This is a genomic window from Streptomyces sp. Ag109_G2-15 (genome assembly GCF_900215565.1).
In the GTDB taxonomy this organism is placed as follows: Bacteria; Actinomycetota; Actinomycetes; order Streptomycetales; family Streptomycetaceae; genus Streptomyces; species Streptomyces diastatochromogenes.
Map to the genome: position 1 here is coordinate 1,833,542 of NZ_OCNI01000001.1, position 14,859 is coordinate 1,848,400.

The 14,859-nt window shown below is 71.4% G+C and carries 17 protein-coding genes; 13 read left to right on the forward strand and 4 right to left on the reverse strand.

Annotated elements, in window-relative coordinates:
- The first annotated feature begins 96 nt into the window (after positions 1 to 96).
- From CRP49_RS07855 to CRP49_RS07870, 4 genes are all read left to right on the forward strand, one after another.
- Entirely contained in the window at positions 97 to 534 is a 438-nt protein-coding gene (locus CRP49_RS07855; RefSeq protein ID WP_097252753.1) for a gamma-glutamylcyclotransferase, read from the forward strand.
- Positions 535 to 585: 51 nt separating this feature from the next.
- Complete coding sequence (locus CRP49_RS07860) at positions 586 to 864, forward strand: type II toxin-antitoxin system RelE/ParE family toxin (protein WP_097252754.1); 279 nt, start codon at positions 586 to 588, stop codon at positions 862 to 864.
- 110 nt (positions 865 to 974) lie between these two features.
- On the forward strand, positions 975 to 1,799 hold the full coding sequence (locus tag CRP49_RS07865) for a purine-nucleoside phosphorylase (RefSeq protein WP_097252755.1): 825 nt from the start codon (positions 975 to 977) through the stop codon (positions 1,797 to 1,799).
- A gap of 138 nt (positions 1,800 to 1,937) precedes the next feature.
- Positions 1,938 to 3,569, forward strand: coding sequence for a phospho-sugar mutase (locus CRP49_RS07870; protein WP_097252756.1), 1,632 nt, complete (start codon positions 1,938 to 1,940; stop codon positions 3,567 to 3,569).
- A 408-nt stretch (positions 3,570 to 3,977) separates the two neighbouring features.
- On the opposite strand, the gene CRP49_RS07880 is transcribed toward CRP49_RS07870, so the two are convergent.
- Positions 3,978 to 4,640, reverse strand: a complete 663-nt coding sequence (locus tag CRP49_RS07880; protein ID WP_097252757.1) for a PH domain-containing protein — start codon at positions 4,638 to 4,640, stop codon at positions 3,978 to 3,980.
- A 136-nt stretch (positions 4,641 to 4,776) separates the two neighbouring features.
- Here CRP49_RS07880 and deoC point away from each other — a divergent pair, with 136 nt between their 5' ends.
- The 3 genes from deoC to CRP49_RS07895 are packed head-to-tail and all read left to right on the forward strand — an operon-like array spanning position 4,777 to position 8,091.
- Positions 4,777 to 5,736, forward strand: a complete 960-nt coding sequence (gene deoC / locus CRP49_RS07885) for a deoxyribose-phosphate aldolase (protein ID WP_097252758.1) — start codon at positions 4,777 to 4,779, stop codon at positions 5,734 to 5,736.
- 5 nt (positions 5,737 to 5,741) lie between these two features.
- Entirely contained in the window at positions 5,742 to 7,178 is a 1,437-nt protein-coding gene (locus CRP49_RS07890) for an aldehyde dehydrogenase family protein (RefSeq protein ID WP_097252759.1), read from the forward strand.
- Entirely contained in the window at positions 7,171 to 8,091 is a 921-nt protein-coding gene (locus CRP49_RS07895; protein WP_097252760.1) for an aldehyde dehydrogenase family protein, read from the forward strand. The genes CRP49_RS07890 and CRP49_RS07895 overlap by 8 nt, the downstream gene beginning before the upstream one ends.
- A gap of 91 nt (positions 8,092 to 8,182) precedes the next feature.
- Here the strand turns inward: CRP49_RS07895 and CRP49_RS07900 are convergent, their stop codons facing one another.
- Entirely contained in the window at positions 8,183 to 8,605 is a 423-nt protein-coding gene (locus CRP49_RS07900) for a hypothetical protein (protein WP_097252761.1), read from the reverse strand.
- 127 nt (positions 8,606 to 8,732) lie between these two features.
- Here CRP49_RS07900 and CRP49_RS07905 point away from each other — a divergent pair, with 127 nt between their 5' ends.
- A complete protein-coding gene (locus CRP49_RS07905) occupies positions 8,733 to 9,368 on the forward strand; it encodes a uridine kinase (RefSeq protein ID WP_257033333.1) in 636 nt (211 codons plus the stop codon).
- A gap of 148 nt (positions 9,369 to 9,516) precedes the next feature.
- On the opposite strand, the gene CRP49_RS07910 is transcribed toward CRP49_RS07905, so the two are convergent.
- Positions 9,517 to 10,254 carry a SigE family RNA polymerase sigma factor gene (locus CRP49_RS07910; protein WP_097252763.1) on the reverse strand — a complete coding sequence of 246 codons (738 nt, stop codon included), beginning with the start codon at positions 10,252 to 10,254 and terminating at the stop codon, positions 9,517 to 9,519.
- A gap of 229 nt (positions 10,255 to 10,483) precedes the next feature.
- Between CRP49_RS07910 and afsQ1 the strand changes: the two genes are divergently transcribed.
- From afsQ1 to CRP49_RS07935, 5 genes are all read left to right on the forward strand, one after another.
- Entirely contained in the window at positions 10,484 to 11,161 is a 678-nt protein-coding gene (gene afsQ1 / locus CRP49_RS07915; RefSeq protein ID WP_179851543.1) for a two-component system response regulator AfsQ1, read from the forward strand.
- On the forward strand, positions 11,158 to 12,741 hold the full coding sequence (locus CRP49_RS07920; RefSeq protein WP_097252765.1) for a HAMP domain-containing sensor histidine kinase: 1,584 nt from the start codon (positions 11,158 to 11,160) through the stop codon (positions 12,739 to 12,741). The genes afsQ1 and CRP49_RS07920 overlap by 4 nt, the downstream gene beginning before the upstream one ends.
- Positions 12,738 to 13,349, forward strand: coding sequence for a hypothetical protein (locus CRP49_RS07925; protein WP_097252766.1), 612 nt, complete (start codon positions 12,738 to 12,740; stop codon positions 13,347 to 13,349). The genes CRP49_RS07920 and CRP49_RS07925 overlap by 4 nt, the downstream gene beginning before the upstream one ends.
- Before the next feature lie 93 nt (positions 13,350 to 13,442).
- Positions 13,443 to 14,000, forward strand: a complete 558-nt coding sequence (locus tag CRP49_RS07930; RefSeq protein WP_097252767.1) for a VanZ family protein — start codon at positions 13,443 to 13,445, stop codon at positions 13,998 to 14,000.
- A gap of 93 nt (positions 14,001 to 14,093) precedes the next feature.
- Positions 14,094 to 14,297, forward strand: a complete 204-nt coding sequence (locus CRP49_RS07935) for a PspC domain-containing protein (RefSeq protein ID WP_094215332.1) — start codon at positions 14,094 to 14,096, stop codon at positions 14,295 to 14,297.
- Positions 14,298 to 14,373: 76 nt separating this feature from the next.
- On the opposite strand, the gene CRP49_RS07940 is transcribed toward CRP49_RS07935, so the two are convergent.
- Positions 14,374 to 14,727 (reverse strand): ATP-binding protein, encoded by a 354-nt coding sequence (locus CRP49_RS07940; protein ID WP_097252768.1) that lies wholly within the window; start codon positions 14,725 to 14,727, stop codon positions 14,374 to 14,376.
- Positions 14,728 to 14,859: the final 132 nt, after the last annotated feature.

Sequence of the window (14,859 nt, forward strand, 5' to 3'; positions counted from 1 at the left end):
GTCCCGCACGCTTCAAGGTGCTACTGCCCCGGGGGCGCCGGGCGGCCGCCTCCGGTACGGGAGAGACGAGAGTTTCCGCTGCCGTACCCTCTCTCCATGTCGCTCTATGCCGCGTACGCCGGCAACCTCGAAGCGCGCCTGATGTCCCGCCGCGCCCCGCACTCCCCGCTGCGCGCCATCGGCTGGCTGAACGGCTGGCGGCTGACCTTCGGCGGCGAGCAGCTGGGCTGGGAGGGCGCGCTCGCGACGATCGTCGAGGAGCCCGGCGCCCAGGTCTTCGTCGGCCTGTACGACATCGCGCCCATGGACGAGGAGTCCCTCGACCGCTGGGAGGGCGTCGGCCTCGGCATCTACCGCCGGGTCCGCATCCGGGTACACACCCTGGACGGCGAGGAGTCGGCGTGGACGTACGCCCTCAACGCCTACGAGGGCGGCCTGCCGTCGGCGCGGTACCTCGGGGAGGTCGCGGACGCGGCCGAGTCGGCCGGGGCGCCACACGATTACGTGATGGAGCTGCGCAAGAGGCCGTGCTGACCGGTGTCGGCTCCTTAGACTGAGGAAACCGGCGCACCAACGGGAGAACGCATGGCCCCCACCACGTATGACGTCTACTACACGGTGCAGGCCGCCGAGGCCCGCGACCGGCTCGACGACCGTCAGCGCGCCGCGTTCGACAAGGGCATCGCCCTGCTCGCCCGCGACCCGTTCCTCTCGGTGTCACGGCCCATAAGCTCCACCGGCGACGACCGCACGATCCGCCTCACCCAGAACATCCTCGTGGAGTACACGGTCAGCCGTGGCCGCCTGCTGGTCTTCATCGTCGAGGTCTTCAACGACAAGGACGTTCTCATCCGGGACGAATGATCGTCCCGACGTCGGCATCGCCCTCTTCGTCGGAAACGACAAGACAACGAAAGCATTCCCGTGAGGTCTGTCATCTACGCGCGTAGGCGAAGACCGGCTACCCTCATCGCGTGAACGCATCTCTTCTTCCGGACGACATCCAGGGCGACCCCTACGCCGCCGCCGACGCCGCCGCCGCGCGCCTGCGCGAACTGACCGGCGCCGAGACCCACGACGTCGCCCTCGTGATGGGCTCCGGCTGGGCTCCGGCCGTCGACGCCCTGGGCGCACCCGACGCCGAGTTCCAGGTCACCGAGCTGCCCGGCTTCCCGCCGCCGGCCGTCGAGGGGCACGGCGGCAAGATCCGCTCGTACTCCTTCGGTGACAAGCGCGCCCTGGTCTTCCTGGGCCGCACCCACTACTACGAGGGCCGTGGCGTCGCCGCCGTCGCCCACGGCGTGCGCACCGCGGTGGCCGCCGGCTGCAAGACGATCGTGCTGACCAACGGCTGCGGCGGCCTGCGCGAGGGCATGCGCCCCGGCCAGCCGGTCCTGATCAGCGACCACATCAACCTGACGGCCACCTCCCCGATCGTCGGCGCCAACTTCGTCGACCTGACGGACCTGTACTCCCCCCGCCTGCGCGCCCTGTGCAAGGAGATCGACCCCTCCCTGGAGGAGGGCGTCTACGCGCAGTTCCCCGGCCCGCACTACGAGACCCCGGCCGAGATCCGCATGGCCCGCGTGATCGGCGCGGACCTGGTCGGCATGTCCACGGTCCTGGAGGCCATCGCCGCCCGTGAGGCGGGCGCCGAGGTGCTGGGCATCTCCCTGGTCACCAACCTCGCTGCGGGCATGACCGGCGAGCCCCTGAACCACGAGGAGGTCCTCCAGGCGGGCCGCGACTCGGCGGCGCGCATGGGTCAGCTGCTGGGCCAGGTGCTGGGCCGGCTTTAAGCGAGCTTTCCAGCCCACCGAGTCAGGATGGGGGTCCCCCCGCGCGAGCGCAGCCGAGCGTGGGGGGTGGGCGAACGGGGGTCTGGGGGCGGAGCCCCCAGTTACCCGCACCACGAACAACGAGAGGTTGACCACGACGTGCACGACGATCTCATCGCCAAGGCCCAGGCATGGCTCGCCGAGGACCCCGACGCGGAGACCCGTGAGGAACTCGCCAAGCTGATCGACGCCGGTGACGTAACGGAACTGTCGGCCCGGTTCAGTGGCACCCTCCAGTTCGGCACCGCAGGCCTCCGAGGCGAACTCGGCGCCGGCCCGATGCGCATGAACCGCAGCGTCGTGATCCGCGCAGCCGCCGGCCTCGCCGCCTACCTGAAGAACCAGGGCCAGACCGACGGCCTCGTCGTCATCGGCTACGACGCCCGTCACAAGTCCGCCGACTTCGCCCGCGACACCGCCGCCGTCATGACCGGCGCCGGCCTGCGCGCGGCCGTCCTCCCCCGCCCCCTCCCCACCCCCGTCCTGGCCTTCGCGATAAGGCACCTGGGCGCGGTCGCGGGCGTCGAGGTCACCGCCAGCCACAACCCGCCCCGGGACAACGGCTACAAGGTCTACCTCGGCGACGGCTCCCAGATCGTCCCGCCGGCGGACGCGGAGATCGCCGCCGAGATCGACGCGATCGTCTCGCTGAACGACGTACCCCGCCCGGACAGCGGTTGGGAGACCCTGGACGACGCGGTCCTGGACGCCTATCTGGCCCGTACGGACGCCGTGCTCGCCGAAGGCTCCCCGCGCACCGCCCGCACCGTCTACACGGCGATGCACGGCGTCGGCAAGGACGTCCTGCTGGCCGCCTTCGCCCGCGCCGGCTTCCCCGAGCCGGTGCTGGTCGTCGAGCAGGCCGACCCGGACCCGGACTTCTCGACGGTCGCCTTCCCCAACCCGGAGGAGCCGGGCGCGATGGATCTGGCGTTCGCGCAGGCCCGCGCGACCGACCCGGACCTCGTCATCGCCAACGACCCCGACGCCGACCGCTGTGCCGTGGCCGTGAAGCACGGGTCCGACTGGCGCATGCTGCGCGGCGACGAGGTGGGCGCGCTGCTCGCCGCCCACCTGGTGAGCCGCGGCGCCACCGGCACCTTCGCGGAGTCGATCGTCTCCTCCTCCCTCCTCGGCCGCATCGCCGAGAAGGCGAACCTCCCCTACGAGGAGACCCTCACCGGCTTCAAGTGGATCGCCCGCGTGGACGGCCTGCGCTACGGCTACGAGGAGGCCCTCGGCTACTGCGTGGACCCGCAGGGCGTACGGGACAAGGACGGCATCACCGCCGCGCTCCTGATCACCGAGCTGGCCTCGGTCCTCAAGGAGGGGGGCCGCACCCTCCTCGACCTCCTCGACGACCTGGCCGTGGAGCACGGTCTGCACGCCACCGACCAGCTGTCGGTCCGTGTCGAGGACCTCTCGGTCATCTCGGACGCGATGCGCCGTCTGCGCGAGCAGCCCCCGACCGAGCTGGCGGGCCTGGCCGTCGTCCGCGCCGAGGACCTCACCCAGGGCACGGACAAGCTCCCGCCCACCGACGGCCTGCGCTACACCCTCGACGGCGCCCGCGTCATCGTCCGCCCCAGCGGCACCGAGCCCAAGCTCAAGTGCTACCTGGAGGTCGTCGTACCGGTCGCCGCCCACGCCGGCCTCCCAGCCGCCCACGCCCGCGCGACCGACCTGCTCACGGCCATCAAGCGGGACCTGTCCGCGGCCGCCGGCATCTGAGTCACCGACGCCGAGGGGTGCCCCTGCAGCCAGGGGCACCCCTTCGTCGTACCCGGGCGGGCCGGCGGGAGGCGATCCAGTCGATTGGCTCGTATGTCTCAGGATTCGGAAGGTCGCAGGTGGCGATCAGGAACCACTTCCCGCCGCGCTGGACGAGGTCGCTCTCGCCCCGACGGTGCGCGACGAGCGTCTTGAGCTGGTCGGGCGAGCAGGCGAACCGGATCCCCTTCATCCGCCCGTCCACGGTCCAGACGGAGACGGTACGCGCGTCGTACTCGGGCGGACCCTCTTCATGGACTTCCAGACTGTCGGACGGCACAACCGGTTGCGGTCCCGGCGGTTGCGCGAAGCGGCAGCCGGTGATGACCCGTACGACCGTGAGCTGGGGGTCAGGCCCGGCGGCTGCCCTCACCCGATGGCCAGCAGCACCGCCAGCAGGACCGCCCCGGCGACCACGGGCGCGATCACCTCGTACGCCCAGCGCACGGTCACCTCGCCCTGCGCCGACTTGGCCTGCCCCCGCCGCTCCAGGACGGTCCGCAGGTCGTCCATGATCTTGTCGCTCTCGGCGCGAGTCGGGCCGTCGTGGCCGCCCAGGCCGCCGAAGAGGCCGAAGCCGCCGGCCCCCGAGCCGAAGGGCTGCCCCTCGCCCTTGCCCGCCGCCTTCGCCCGGCTCTGCTGGCGCGCGGCCTTCTTGCGGGCGCGCAGCGAGACGGGGATGGCCCACAGCTGGTACTTGGTGCCGGAGTTGGCGATGACCTCGTTGGTGTAGCCGGAGCGCAGGGAGGCGACCTCCCCCCAGGGCAGGCTGATCACCCGGAACGGGTTGCGCACCCGCAGCCGGTCCTCGCCGGAGAAGACCGCCGGACGCAGGGTGAAGGCGATCACCAGCGGGACGACCAGGATCAGCCCGGCCAGCGCGAGCCAGGGGGTGCGCCCGTTTCCGTGGACCAGCGCGTCGAAGCCCAGCCACCCGGCCAGCACGAGCAGCAGCACACCCGCCACGAGCGCCATGGGTGAGCGGTAGATCAGGTCCTTGGCGGTGGCCGACTGGTGGTCCGGGGTCGTCATGGTCCCGATTCTGCACGACGCCGACGCAGCCGCCGCTATGCGCCCCCGCCCTGCGCTCATCCGTGATCGACAACCGGGCAATGAGCACCCGGGGCTATACAGCCGCTACGCGCGTAGATATGCTCGTCTGGTGACCATGCCCACCACTGCACCCACAGCACTCGCTCTCGCTGACGTCACCGCGTCCGACAGCACGCTGCGCCGCTTCCTCCACGGGCTGCCCGGCGTCGACGCGGTCGGCCTGGAGGCGCGCGCCGCGTCTCTCGGCACCCGTTCCATCAAGACCACCGCGAAGGCGTACGCCATCGACCTCGCCATCTCGATGGTCGACCTGACGACGCTGGAAGGCGCGGACACCCCGGGCAAGGTCCGGGCGCTCGGCGCCAAGGCGGTCCACCCCGACCCGACGGACCGGACGACCCCGGCCACGGCGGCCGTCTGCGTCTACCCCGACATGGTGGCCGTCGCCAAGGAGGCCGTCGCCGGCTCCGGCGTGAAGGTCGCCTCGGTGGCCACCGCCTTCCCGGCCGGCCGTGCCGCGCTCGACGTGAAGCTCGCCGACGTGCGTGACGCCGTCGCCGCCGGCGCCGACGAGATCGACATGGTCATCGACCGGGGCGCGTTCCTCGCGGGCAAGTACCTCAAGGTGTACGACGAGATCGTCGCCGTGAAGGAGGCCTGCGGGACCAGCGCCCGGCTGAAGGTCATCTTCGAGACCGGTGAGCTGTCGACGTACGACAACATCCGCCGGGCGAGCTGGCTGGGCATGCTGGCGGGCGCGGACTTCATCAAGACGTCGACCGGCAAGGTCGCTGTCAACGCGACCCCCGCCAACACCCTCCTCATGCTGGAGGCGGTGCGCGACTTCCGCGCCCAGACCGGCATCCAGGTCGGCGTGAAGCCCGCGGGCGGCATCCGCACCACCAAGGACGCCATCAAGTTCCTGGTCCTGGTCAACGAGACCGCGGGCGAGGACTGGCTGGACAACCACTGGTTCCGCTTCGGCGCCTCCTCGCTCCTGAACGACCTGCTGATGCAGCGTCAGAAGCTGGCCACCGGCCGCTACTCCGGCCCCGACTACGTGACGGTGGACTGATCACCATGGCATCCGCATTCGAGTACGCACCGGCGCCCGAGTCCCGCTCCGTCGTCGACATCGCCCCCTCCTACGGCCTCTTCATCGACGGCGAGTTCACCGAGGCGGCCGACGGCAAGGTCTTCAAGACGGTCAGCCCGTCCACCGAGGAGGTCCTCTCCGAGGTCGCCCAGGCGGGCGAGGCGGACGTCGACCGCGCGGTGAAGGCCGCCCGCAAGGCGTTCGAGAAGTGGTCGGCGCTGCCGGGCTCCGAGCGCGCCAAGTACCTGTTCCGCATCGCCCGCATCATCCAGGAGCGCAGCCGCGAGCTGGCCGTCCTGGAGACGCTGGACAACGGCAAGCCGATCAAGGAGACCCGCGACGCGGACCTCCCGCTGGTCGCCGCGCACTTCTTCTACTACGCGGGCTGGGCGGACAAGCTCGACCACGCCGGCTTCGGCGCGAACCCGCGCCCGCTGGGTGTCGCGGGCCAGGTCATCCCCTGGAACTTCCCGCTCCTGATGCTGGCGTGGAAGATCGCCCCGGCCCTGGCCACCGGCAACACGGTCGTGCTGAAGCCCGCCGAGACCACCCCCCTCTCCGCGCTCTTCTTCGCGGACATCTGCCGCCAGGCGGGCCTGCCCAAGGGTGTCGTCAACATCCTTCCGGGCTACGGCGACACGGGCGCCGCCCTCGTCTCGCACCCGGACGTGAACAAGGTCGCCTTCACCGGCTCCACGGCCGTCGGCAAGGAGATCGCTCGGACCGTCGCCGGCACCCGCAAGAAGCTCACCCTCGAACTGGGCGGCAAGGGCGCCAACATCGTCTTCGACGACGCCCCGATCGACCAGGCCGTCGAGGGCATCGTGACCGGCATCTTCTTCAACCAGGGCCAGGTCTGCTGCGCGGGCAGCCGCCTCCTGGTCCAGGAGTCGATCCAGGACGAGCTGCTGGACTCCCTCAAGCGCCGCCTGCAGACCCTGCGCCTCGGCGACCCGCTGGACAAGAACACCGACATCGGCGCGATCAACTCCGCCGAGCAGCTCTCCCGTATCACCTCGCTCGTCGAGCAGGGCGAGGCCGAGGGCGCCGAGCGCTGGTCCCCGGCCTGCGAACTGCCCTCGTCCGGCTACTGGTTCGCCCCGACGCTGTTCACGAACGTCACCCAGGCGCACACCATCGCCCGCGACGAGATCTTCGGCCCGGTGCTGTCGGTCCTCACCTTCCGCACCCCCGACGAGGCCGTCGCCAAGGCCAACAACACCCAGTACGGCCTCTCCGCCGGCATCTGGACCGAGAAGGGCTCCCGGATCCTGGCCGTCGCGAACAAGCTGCGCGCCGGCGTCGTCTGGTCCAACACGTTCAACAAGTTCGACCCGACCTCGCCGTTCGGCGGATACAAGGAGTCGGGCTTCGGCCGCGAGGGCGGCCGCCACGGCCTGGAGGCGTACCTCGATGTCTGAGAAGTCCGAGAAGACCGATAAGTCCGAGCAGCAGCGGCTCAGCGTTTTCAAGACCTACAAGCTGTACGTCGGCGGGAAGTTCCCGCGTTCCGAGAGCGGCCGGGTGTACGAGGTGACCGACTCGAAGGGCAACTGGCTGGCCAACGCTCCCCAGTCCTCCCGCAAGGACGCCCGTGACGCGGTCGTGGCCGCCCGCAAGGCGGTCGGCGGCTGGTCGGGGGCCACGGCCTACAACCGCGGCCAGATCCTCTACCGCGTCGCGGAGATGCTGGAGGGCCGTCGCGAGCAGTTCGTCCGCGAGGTGGCCGAGGCGGAGGGCCTGTCCAAGTCGAAGGCCGCCGCCCAGGTGGACGCCGCGATCGACCGCTGGGTCTGGTACGCGGGCTGGACCGACAAGATCGCCCAGGTCGTGGGCGGCGGGAACCCGGTGGCGGGCCCGTTCTTCAACCTCTCCTCGCCGGAACCGACGGGCGTCGTGGCCGTCCTCGCCCCCCAGGAGTCCTCCTTCCTGGGCCTGGTGTCCGTGATCGCCCCGGTGATCGCGACCGGCAACACGGCGATCGTGATCGCGAGCGAGAAGTCCCCGCTCCCCGCCCTGTCGCTGGGCGAGGTGCTGGCCACCTCGGACCTGCCCGGCGGCGTGGTCAACGTCCTCTCCGGCCGTACGGCGGAGATCGCGGCGCCGCTGGCCGCGCACCAGGACGTCAACGCGATCGACCTGGCCGGCGCCGACGACGTGCTGGCCAAGGAGCTGGAGATCGCCGCGGCCGACAACCTGAAGCGCGTCCTTCGTCCACAGCCTGTGGACGACTGGTCGGCGACTCCCGGCATCGACCGCATGACGGCGTTCCTGGAGACCAAGACGGTCTGGCACCCGACGGGGTCGCTGGGCGCGTCGGGTGCCTCGTACTGACGGCCTGACGGCCTGACGGCCCCGTAGAGCCGGAGAGCCGCGCCACCCCTCCGTCCGGGGGCGGCGCGGCTCTCCTCGTGTCCGCCGGGGTTCAGCCCAGCGGCGCGCCCGTGCCGCCGCCCAGCAGACCGGTCACCAGTCCCACCCCCGGCACCGCGCCGAGCGACTGCGCCTCCGCGACCGGGCCCGTCAGCATCTGCGAGCCGACCGGCTTGAAGTCGGCGAGCTGGGTGCCCACGCCGTTGTCGAGCGGGTCGACGCCGGTGCCGGCCAGCGGGTTGGGCTTGAGGCCGGCGACCGGGCCGGTGACGTAGCCGACCGTGCCGGTGAGGACCGTCAGGCCCGCCTTGGGGTCGATGTTGCCGAGCGAGGTGGGACGCCACGGCACGTCGACGACCGGGGCGGCGGCCGCGTGCGCCGTCGCCGCGCCCGCCCCCAGGGCCGCTCCGGCGGTGGCGAGGGCGATCAGGGCGCGCTGCGCGGTGGGGTGCTGGGAGGAAGCGTGTCGGGCCATCGCTGGTGCCACCTTCTGGTGCGCAGGGTAATGAGGTCAGTACGTAGGGTAGTTGAGGTGAGGCTCACGCTCAAAAGCCGACCCGCGGGGTCGGCAGGCGGCCCACCATGCGTCAAACTGGTGTTCCGTGAGCATTCATCACCCGTCCCCCGCCCGCGTCGTGCTGCTGTGCGGCCCTTCGGGCTCGGGCAAGTCACTCGTCGCCGCCCGTTCCGGGCTCCCCGTCCTGCGCCTCGACGACTTCTACAAGGAGGGCGACGACCCGACGCTGCCACTGGTGGACGGGAGTTCGGACATCGACTGGGACCATCCGGAGTCCTGGGACGCGGACGTCGCGATCGAGGCCATCTCCCGGCTGTGCGCCTCGGGCTCGACGCCCGTTCCGGTGTACGACATCGCGCTGAGCGCCCGTACCGGCGAGGAGACGCTGCACATCGGGCGCACCCCGCTGTTCATCGCGGAGGGCATCTTCGCCGCGGAGATCGTGGAGCGCTGCCGTGAACTGGGTCTGCTGGCGGACGCGCTGTGCCTGACCCGCGGCCCGGTCACCACCTTCCGCCGGCGTTTCCTGCGCGATCTGAAGGAGGGCCGCAAGTCGGTGCCGTTCCTGGTGCGGCGCGGCTGGCGGCTGATGCGCGCGGAGCGGTCGATCGTGGCCCGCCAGGTGTCCCTCGGTGCGTATCCGTGCGACCGGGACGAGGCCCTGGGGCGGCTGACGGCAGCGGAGTGGGCCGTCGGGCACGGCAGCACAACCGCGGCCTGAGGGCCGTACGGAAACGCGAAACGGGACTGGTCAGACCCCCCGGCCCACCAGTCCCGTTCCTCTGTGCTCCCCCGTGTTCCCCCGTGGGCCCACCCCCCAGTGGTCCCCCGTTGCTCCCCCGAGGTCACCCCCCAGTGACCCCTGACCTTCAGGCGACCAACTCGCCGAAGGCGTCCTCCTCGTCACGGCCGAAGCTGAGGACCTCGTCCTCGCGCAGCCGGCGGAGCGACCGCCAGATGCTGGACTTCACCGTGCCGACGCTGATGTCGAGGATCTCCGCGATCTCCGGGTCCGTGCGGCCCTCGTAGTAGCGCAGGACCAGCATGGTGCGCTGGAGTTCGGGCAGCCGGGCCAGCGCCTGCCACAGGACCGCGCGCAGCTCGGTGCCGCGCATCGCGTCCGTCTCGCCGGGCGTCTCCGGCAGTTCCTCGGTCGGGTACTCGTTGAGCTTGCGGCGCCGCCAGGCGCTGATGTGCAGGTTGGTCATGGTGCGGCGCAGATAGCCGCCGACCGCCGCCTTGTCGCTGATCCGGTCCCACGCCTTGTACGTCGAGAACAGCGCGCTCTGCAGCAGGTCCTCGGCCTCGAAGCGGTCACCGGTCAGGTGGTAGGCGGTGGCGTACAGGGAGGCGCGGCGCTCCTGGACGTAGGCGGTGAACTCCGCCTCGGTCAGCGAACGGCGCTCCCCCGAGTCCTCCCTGTACGCGGATCCCCCGTGCGTTTCCCCCGTGTACGCGTCAACCACCGTCATGTAACCGGTGTGCTGACGCCCGGCGCCGCGAGCGCACCCCCGCCCGCTCACGGCGCCGGACTTCTCGGAACCCCGGTTCACGTCGTGCAGACGCGTGACAACTGCGCTGGTGCTGATGCTGTGCAGCGTGTTCATCTCGCGCTCCCCGTCGTGGACTTCCGGTGTTCGACTTGCTCGGCGTTGCTTCCTTGCCTGTGCCGAAAAGCTTGCCGAGGGACCTTCATGGCCGTGTCCGCCGACTGTCACAGACCTGTCACAGGGGTCCGGCCCAGGGCCGTCACAGAGCGCGCACAGGTGATGGCGGTAGGGAGGGCATGGTGTCGGTAGGTCGTACGAGAGCCCGTCCATGGGCCAGAATGAGCCCGTGCCTTCCCTGTTGCTGATCGAGGACGACGACGCCATCCGCACGGCCCTGGAGCTCTCCCTGACGCGCCAGGGTCACCGGGTGGCCACCGCTGCCAGCGGTGAGGACGGTCTGAAGCTGCTGCGCGAGCAGCGGCCGGATCTGATCGTGCTGGATGTGATGCTGCCCGGCATCGACGGATTCGAGGTGTGCCGGCGCATCCGGCGCACCGACCAGCTGCCGATCATCCTGCTGACCGCCCGCAACGACGACATCGACGTGGTCGTGGGGCTGGAGTCCGGGGCCGACGACTATGTCGTGAAGCCGGTGCAGGGCCGGGTGCTGGACGCCCGGATCCGGGCCGTGCTGCGCCGCGGCGAGCGCGAGTCCAGCGACTCGGCGGCCTTCGGCAGCCTGGTCATCGACCGCTCCGCGATGACCGTGACCAAGAACGGCGAGGACCTGCAGCTGACGCCGACCGAGCTGAGACTGCTCCTGGAGCTGAGCCGGCGGCCCGGTCAGGCGCTGTCCCGGCAGCAGCTGCTGCGGCTGGTGTGGGAGCACGACTACCTGGGCGACTCGCGCCTGGTGGACGCGTGTGTGCAGCGGCTGCGTGCCAAGGTGGAGGACGTGCCCTCGTCCCCGACCCTGATCCGTACCGTCCGTGGTGTCGGCTACCGCCTGGACGCTCCTCAGTGACCGACACGCAAGGGGGGCTGCGCGGCTGGACCGCGGGGCGTAAGGGAAATCTGTCGCGGCTGCGGTTCACCAGCCTCAGGCTGCGACTGGTCGTCGTCTTCGGTCTGGTCGCGCTCACCGCCGCGGTGTCCGCGTCGGGCATCGCGTACTGGCTGAACCGGGAGGCCGTGCTCACCCGCGCCCAGGACGCGGTGCTGCGCGACTTCCAGCAGGAGATGCAGAACCGGGCGGGGGCGCTGCCGGTGCACCCCTCACAGGACGAACTGCAGCACGCGGCGGGCCAGATGGCCGGCAGCAGCCAGCGGTTCAGCGTGCTGCTGATCGCCCAGGACCCGAGCGGCAAGACGGTGTACGGCAACTCGGGCGGCATCAACGGCTTCGCCCTGGAGGACGTGCCCAAGTCGCTGCGGGCCGCGGTGAACAGGCAGCAGAAGGTGACCGACGCCAACAAGTCGCCGTACCACCTGTACTGGCAGCGGGTCGACGAGCACGGCACGCCGTACCTGGTCGCCGGTACCCGGCTGATCGGCGGCGGCCCTACGGGCTACATGGCGAAGTCGCTGGAGCCGGAGGCCAAGGACCTCAACTCGCTGGCCTGGTCGCTGGGGATCGCGACGGGCCTCGCCCTGATCGGCTCGGCGCTGCTCGCGCAGGCCGCCGCCACGACCGTACTGAAGCCGGTGCAGCGTCTCGGTGTGGCCGCCCGGAGCCTCGGCGAGGGCAAGCTGGACACCAGGCTGCGGGTGACGGGCACGGACGAACTCGCCGATCTGTCCCGGACGTTCAACAACGCGGCCGAGGCGCTGGAGAAGCGGGTGGCCGACATGGCCGCGCGCGACGACGCGTCCCGGCGCTTCGTGGCCGACATGTCCCATGAGCTGCGGACGCCGCTGACCGCCATCACCGCCGTCACGGAGGTGCTGGAGGAGGAGCTGGAGTCCGAGGCCGGGGGCATCGACCCGATGGTCGAACCGGCCGTACGGCTGGTGGTCAGCGAGACCCGGCGGCTGAACGACCTGGTCGAGAACCTGATGGAGGTCACCCGCTTCGACGCGGGCACCGCCCGTCTGGTCCTGGACTACGTCGACATCACCGACCAGATCACCGCCTGCATCGACGCCCGCGCCTGGCTGGACGCCGTGGAACTGGACGCCGAGCGCGGGACCCACGCCCGCCTCGACCCGCGCCGCCTGGACGTCATCCTGGCCAACCTGATCGGCAACGCGCTCAAACATGGCGGGTCTCCGGTGCGGGTGTCGGTGCGCATCGACGGGGAGGACCTGGTCATCGCGGTGCGTGACCACGGGCCCGGCATCCCCGAGGACGTCCTGCCGCACGTCTTCGACCGCTTCTACAAGGCCAGCGCCTCCCGGCCGCGCTCGGAGGGCAGCGGCCTGGGCCTGTCCATCGCCCTGGAGAACGCCCACATCCACGGCGGTGAGATCACCGCCGCCAACTCCCCCGACGGGGGTGCGGTGTTCACGCTGCGGCTGCCGCGGGACGCCTCACAACTGACGGAGGAGAACGGCGAGGGCACCAAGAACGACGAGGTCGGGAACTCAGGGAAGGAGGGGTCATGAGACCAGGGACCGTACGCGGCCTGCTGGCGGCGCCCCTCCTCGCCGCGCTGCTCAGCGGGTGCGGGATCCGGCCCACCGAGGTGCCGACGGACTTCGGCGGGGCGCCCTCCCGGGTGCCGTGCACACCGTCCGGGCCCGGCGTGTCGACGCAGTCCTCGCAGGGGGTGCCCGTGCAGGTCTTCCTGCTGTGCGGCTCGTCCCTGGCCGCCGTCGACCGGACCGTCAGGGTCCCGGCGGGCACGCCGGACGAGCGGCGCCGGGTGATCGTGGCGCAGGGCCTGCTGGACCAGCTCGCCGCGTCCCCGTCGGCCGGGCAGAAGGCCGCGGGCTACACGACGTACGTGCCGGGCGGCCTGAGCGTGACCGGGCCCGGCCGCAAGGACCCGGAGGACGCGCTCCGGCTGAGCACCGCACCGGAGCAGCTCACCTCCTACGCCCTCGCCCAGCTCGTGTGCACGCTCTCCGACTCGGCGGCGACCGAGGGCGACGGCTCGGTCATCCTTGGCGGCCCGGGCACCGCCCCGCTGCGCCGCTACGAGTGCACCGACGACGTCCGCAACCGCCCGGGTACGACCGAGCCGCCGTCCGGCGAGGTCACGGCGGGCTGAGCGGCCGCGGGCGGACGGGTGTGGCGGACGCCTCATGTACATCCGCGTGACGGATGCGGAACCGATCGTGCACAGGGGTGCGTCTAGGGGGTCGTGCAGCGTCAAGGCTCCATCGGCGGCAGCGCCGCGATCCGCATCCGTGTGACAGGGGGTGTCCTCCTCGTCGCACACCTCGGGCTCGTCGCCTGGCTGATGCTGCGTCCCCTGGACGTCCCCTGGGTGATGCCCGCCAACCTGCGCCCGCTGGCCGGCATCCGGGCCGACCTGGCGCTGGGCTGGCCCGAGGCCGCCAGACCCCTCGGCGAGGGGCTGGCCCTGCTCGCGCCGCTGGGCGTGCTGCTGCCGATGGCCGGCCGCCTCGGCGTCTCCCCGCTCACCTCCCTGGTCCGTACGACGGCCACGGGCGCCCTGATCTCGCTGGGCATCGCCCTGCTGCAGACGGGGGTGCCCGGCAGGGTCGTGGACGTCGACTCGCTGCTGCTGAACACCGTGGGAGTGATCCTGGCCCACCTGGCGGTGGTGCCCGCGGGCCGGGCCTGGCTGCGGCGCCGGGGCGAGCGCGGACCCCGCGAGGCGGAGCAGGTCACCGTCCAGGAGGACGTCCCTCAGGGTCGGACCCCGACGATTCCCAGGGTCGGGATCGCCCCGTAGAGCGACTCTTCGTCCCGTTCGTCTCCGTAGTGTGGAAGACAGTTGAGGCGATCGACCGGAGAGCCTCACCCGACGCTCACCGAGGAGCCGCAGATGTCCAGCCTCGCCCGTCCCACCCACGGCCGCATGATCGGCGGAGTGTGTGCCGCGCTGGCACGGCGCTTCGGCACCTCCGCGACGACGATGCGGGTGATCTTCCTGCTGTCCTGTCTGCTCCCCGGCCCCCAGTTCCTGCTCTACATAGCGCTGTGGATCCTGCTGCCGGCGGAGGACAAGGCCAAGGCCACCGCCTGGTGAGTCCGGGCACGCGAACGCCACTGGGGCGCTCCGGACTGCTCCGGGGCGCCCCAGCGGCGTCGTACGCGTGGCGGTGTCAGCCGAGCGGGATGCCGTTCACCGGCACGCCGTGCGTGGGCAGGCCCTGCACCGGCAGTCCGCCGAGCAGCCCGGCGACCGGCGCGGTGGGCCCGTCGGCGAGGACCCTCTCGACGGTCGGCTGCGCGGCGGCCAGGCCGGCACCGAGGGCACCCTGCCCCTGAGCGAGCGCCTCACCGGCGCCCGGCAGCGCCTTGCCGACGTTCTCGGCGGGCAGCGTCTTGGTGACGGTGTCCAGGGCCTGCGTCGCGTCCGGGACGGCCGGGGCCGCGTTGGCGGCGCCCGCGCCGACGGCGGCGAAAGCGGCACCGAGGGCGGCGACACCGAGGGTCTTGGCAGCAGACTGCTTCATGGTGAATGCGTCCTTGAATGCGGAGACGGGAGATCACAAACGATCTGAGCGGTCCACGACCGTAAACATGCCGGACCGCCCGCCGCAAACACCGAAATGCGGACGGCTTGTGAAAGCCCGTCCGCATTCCGA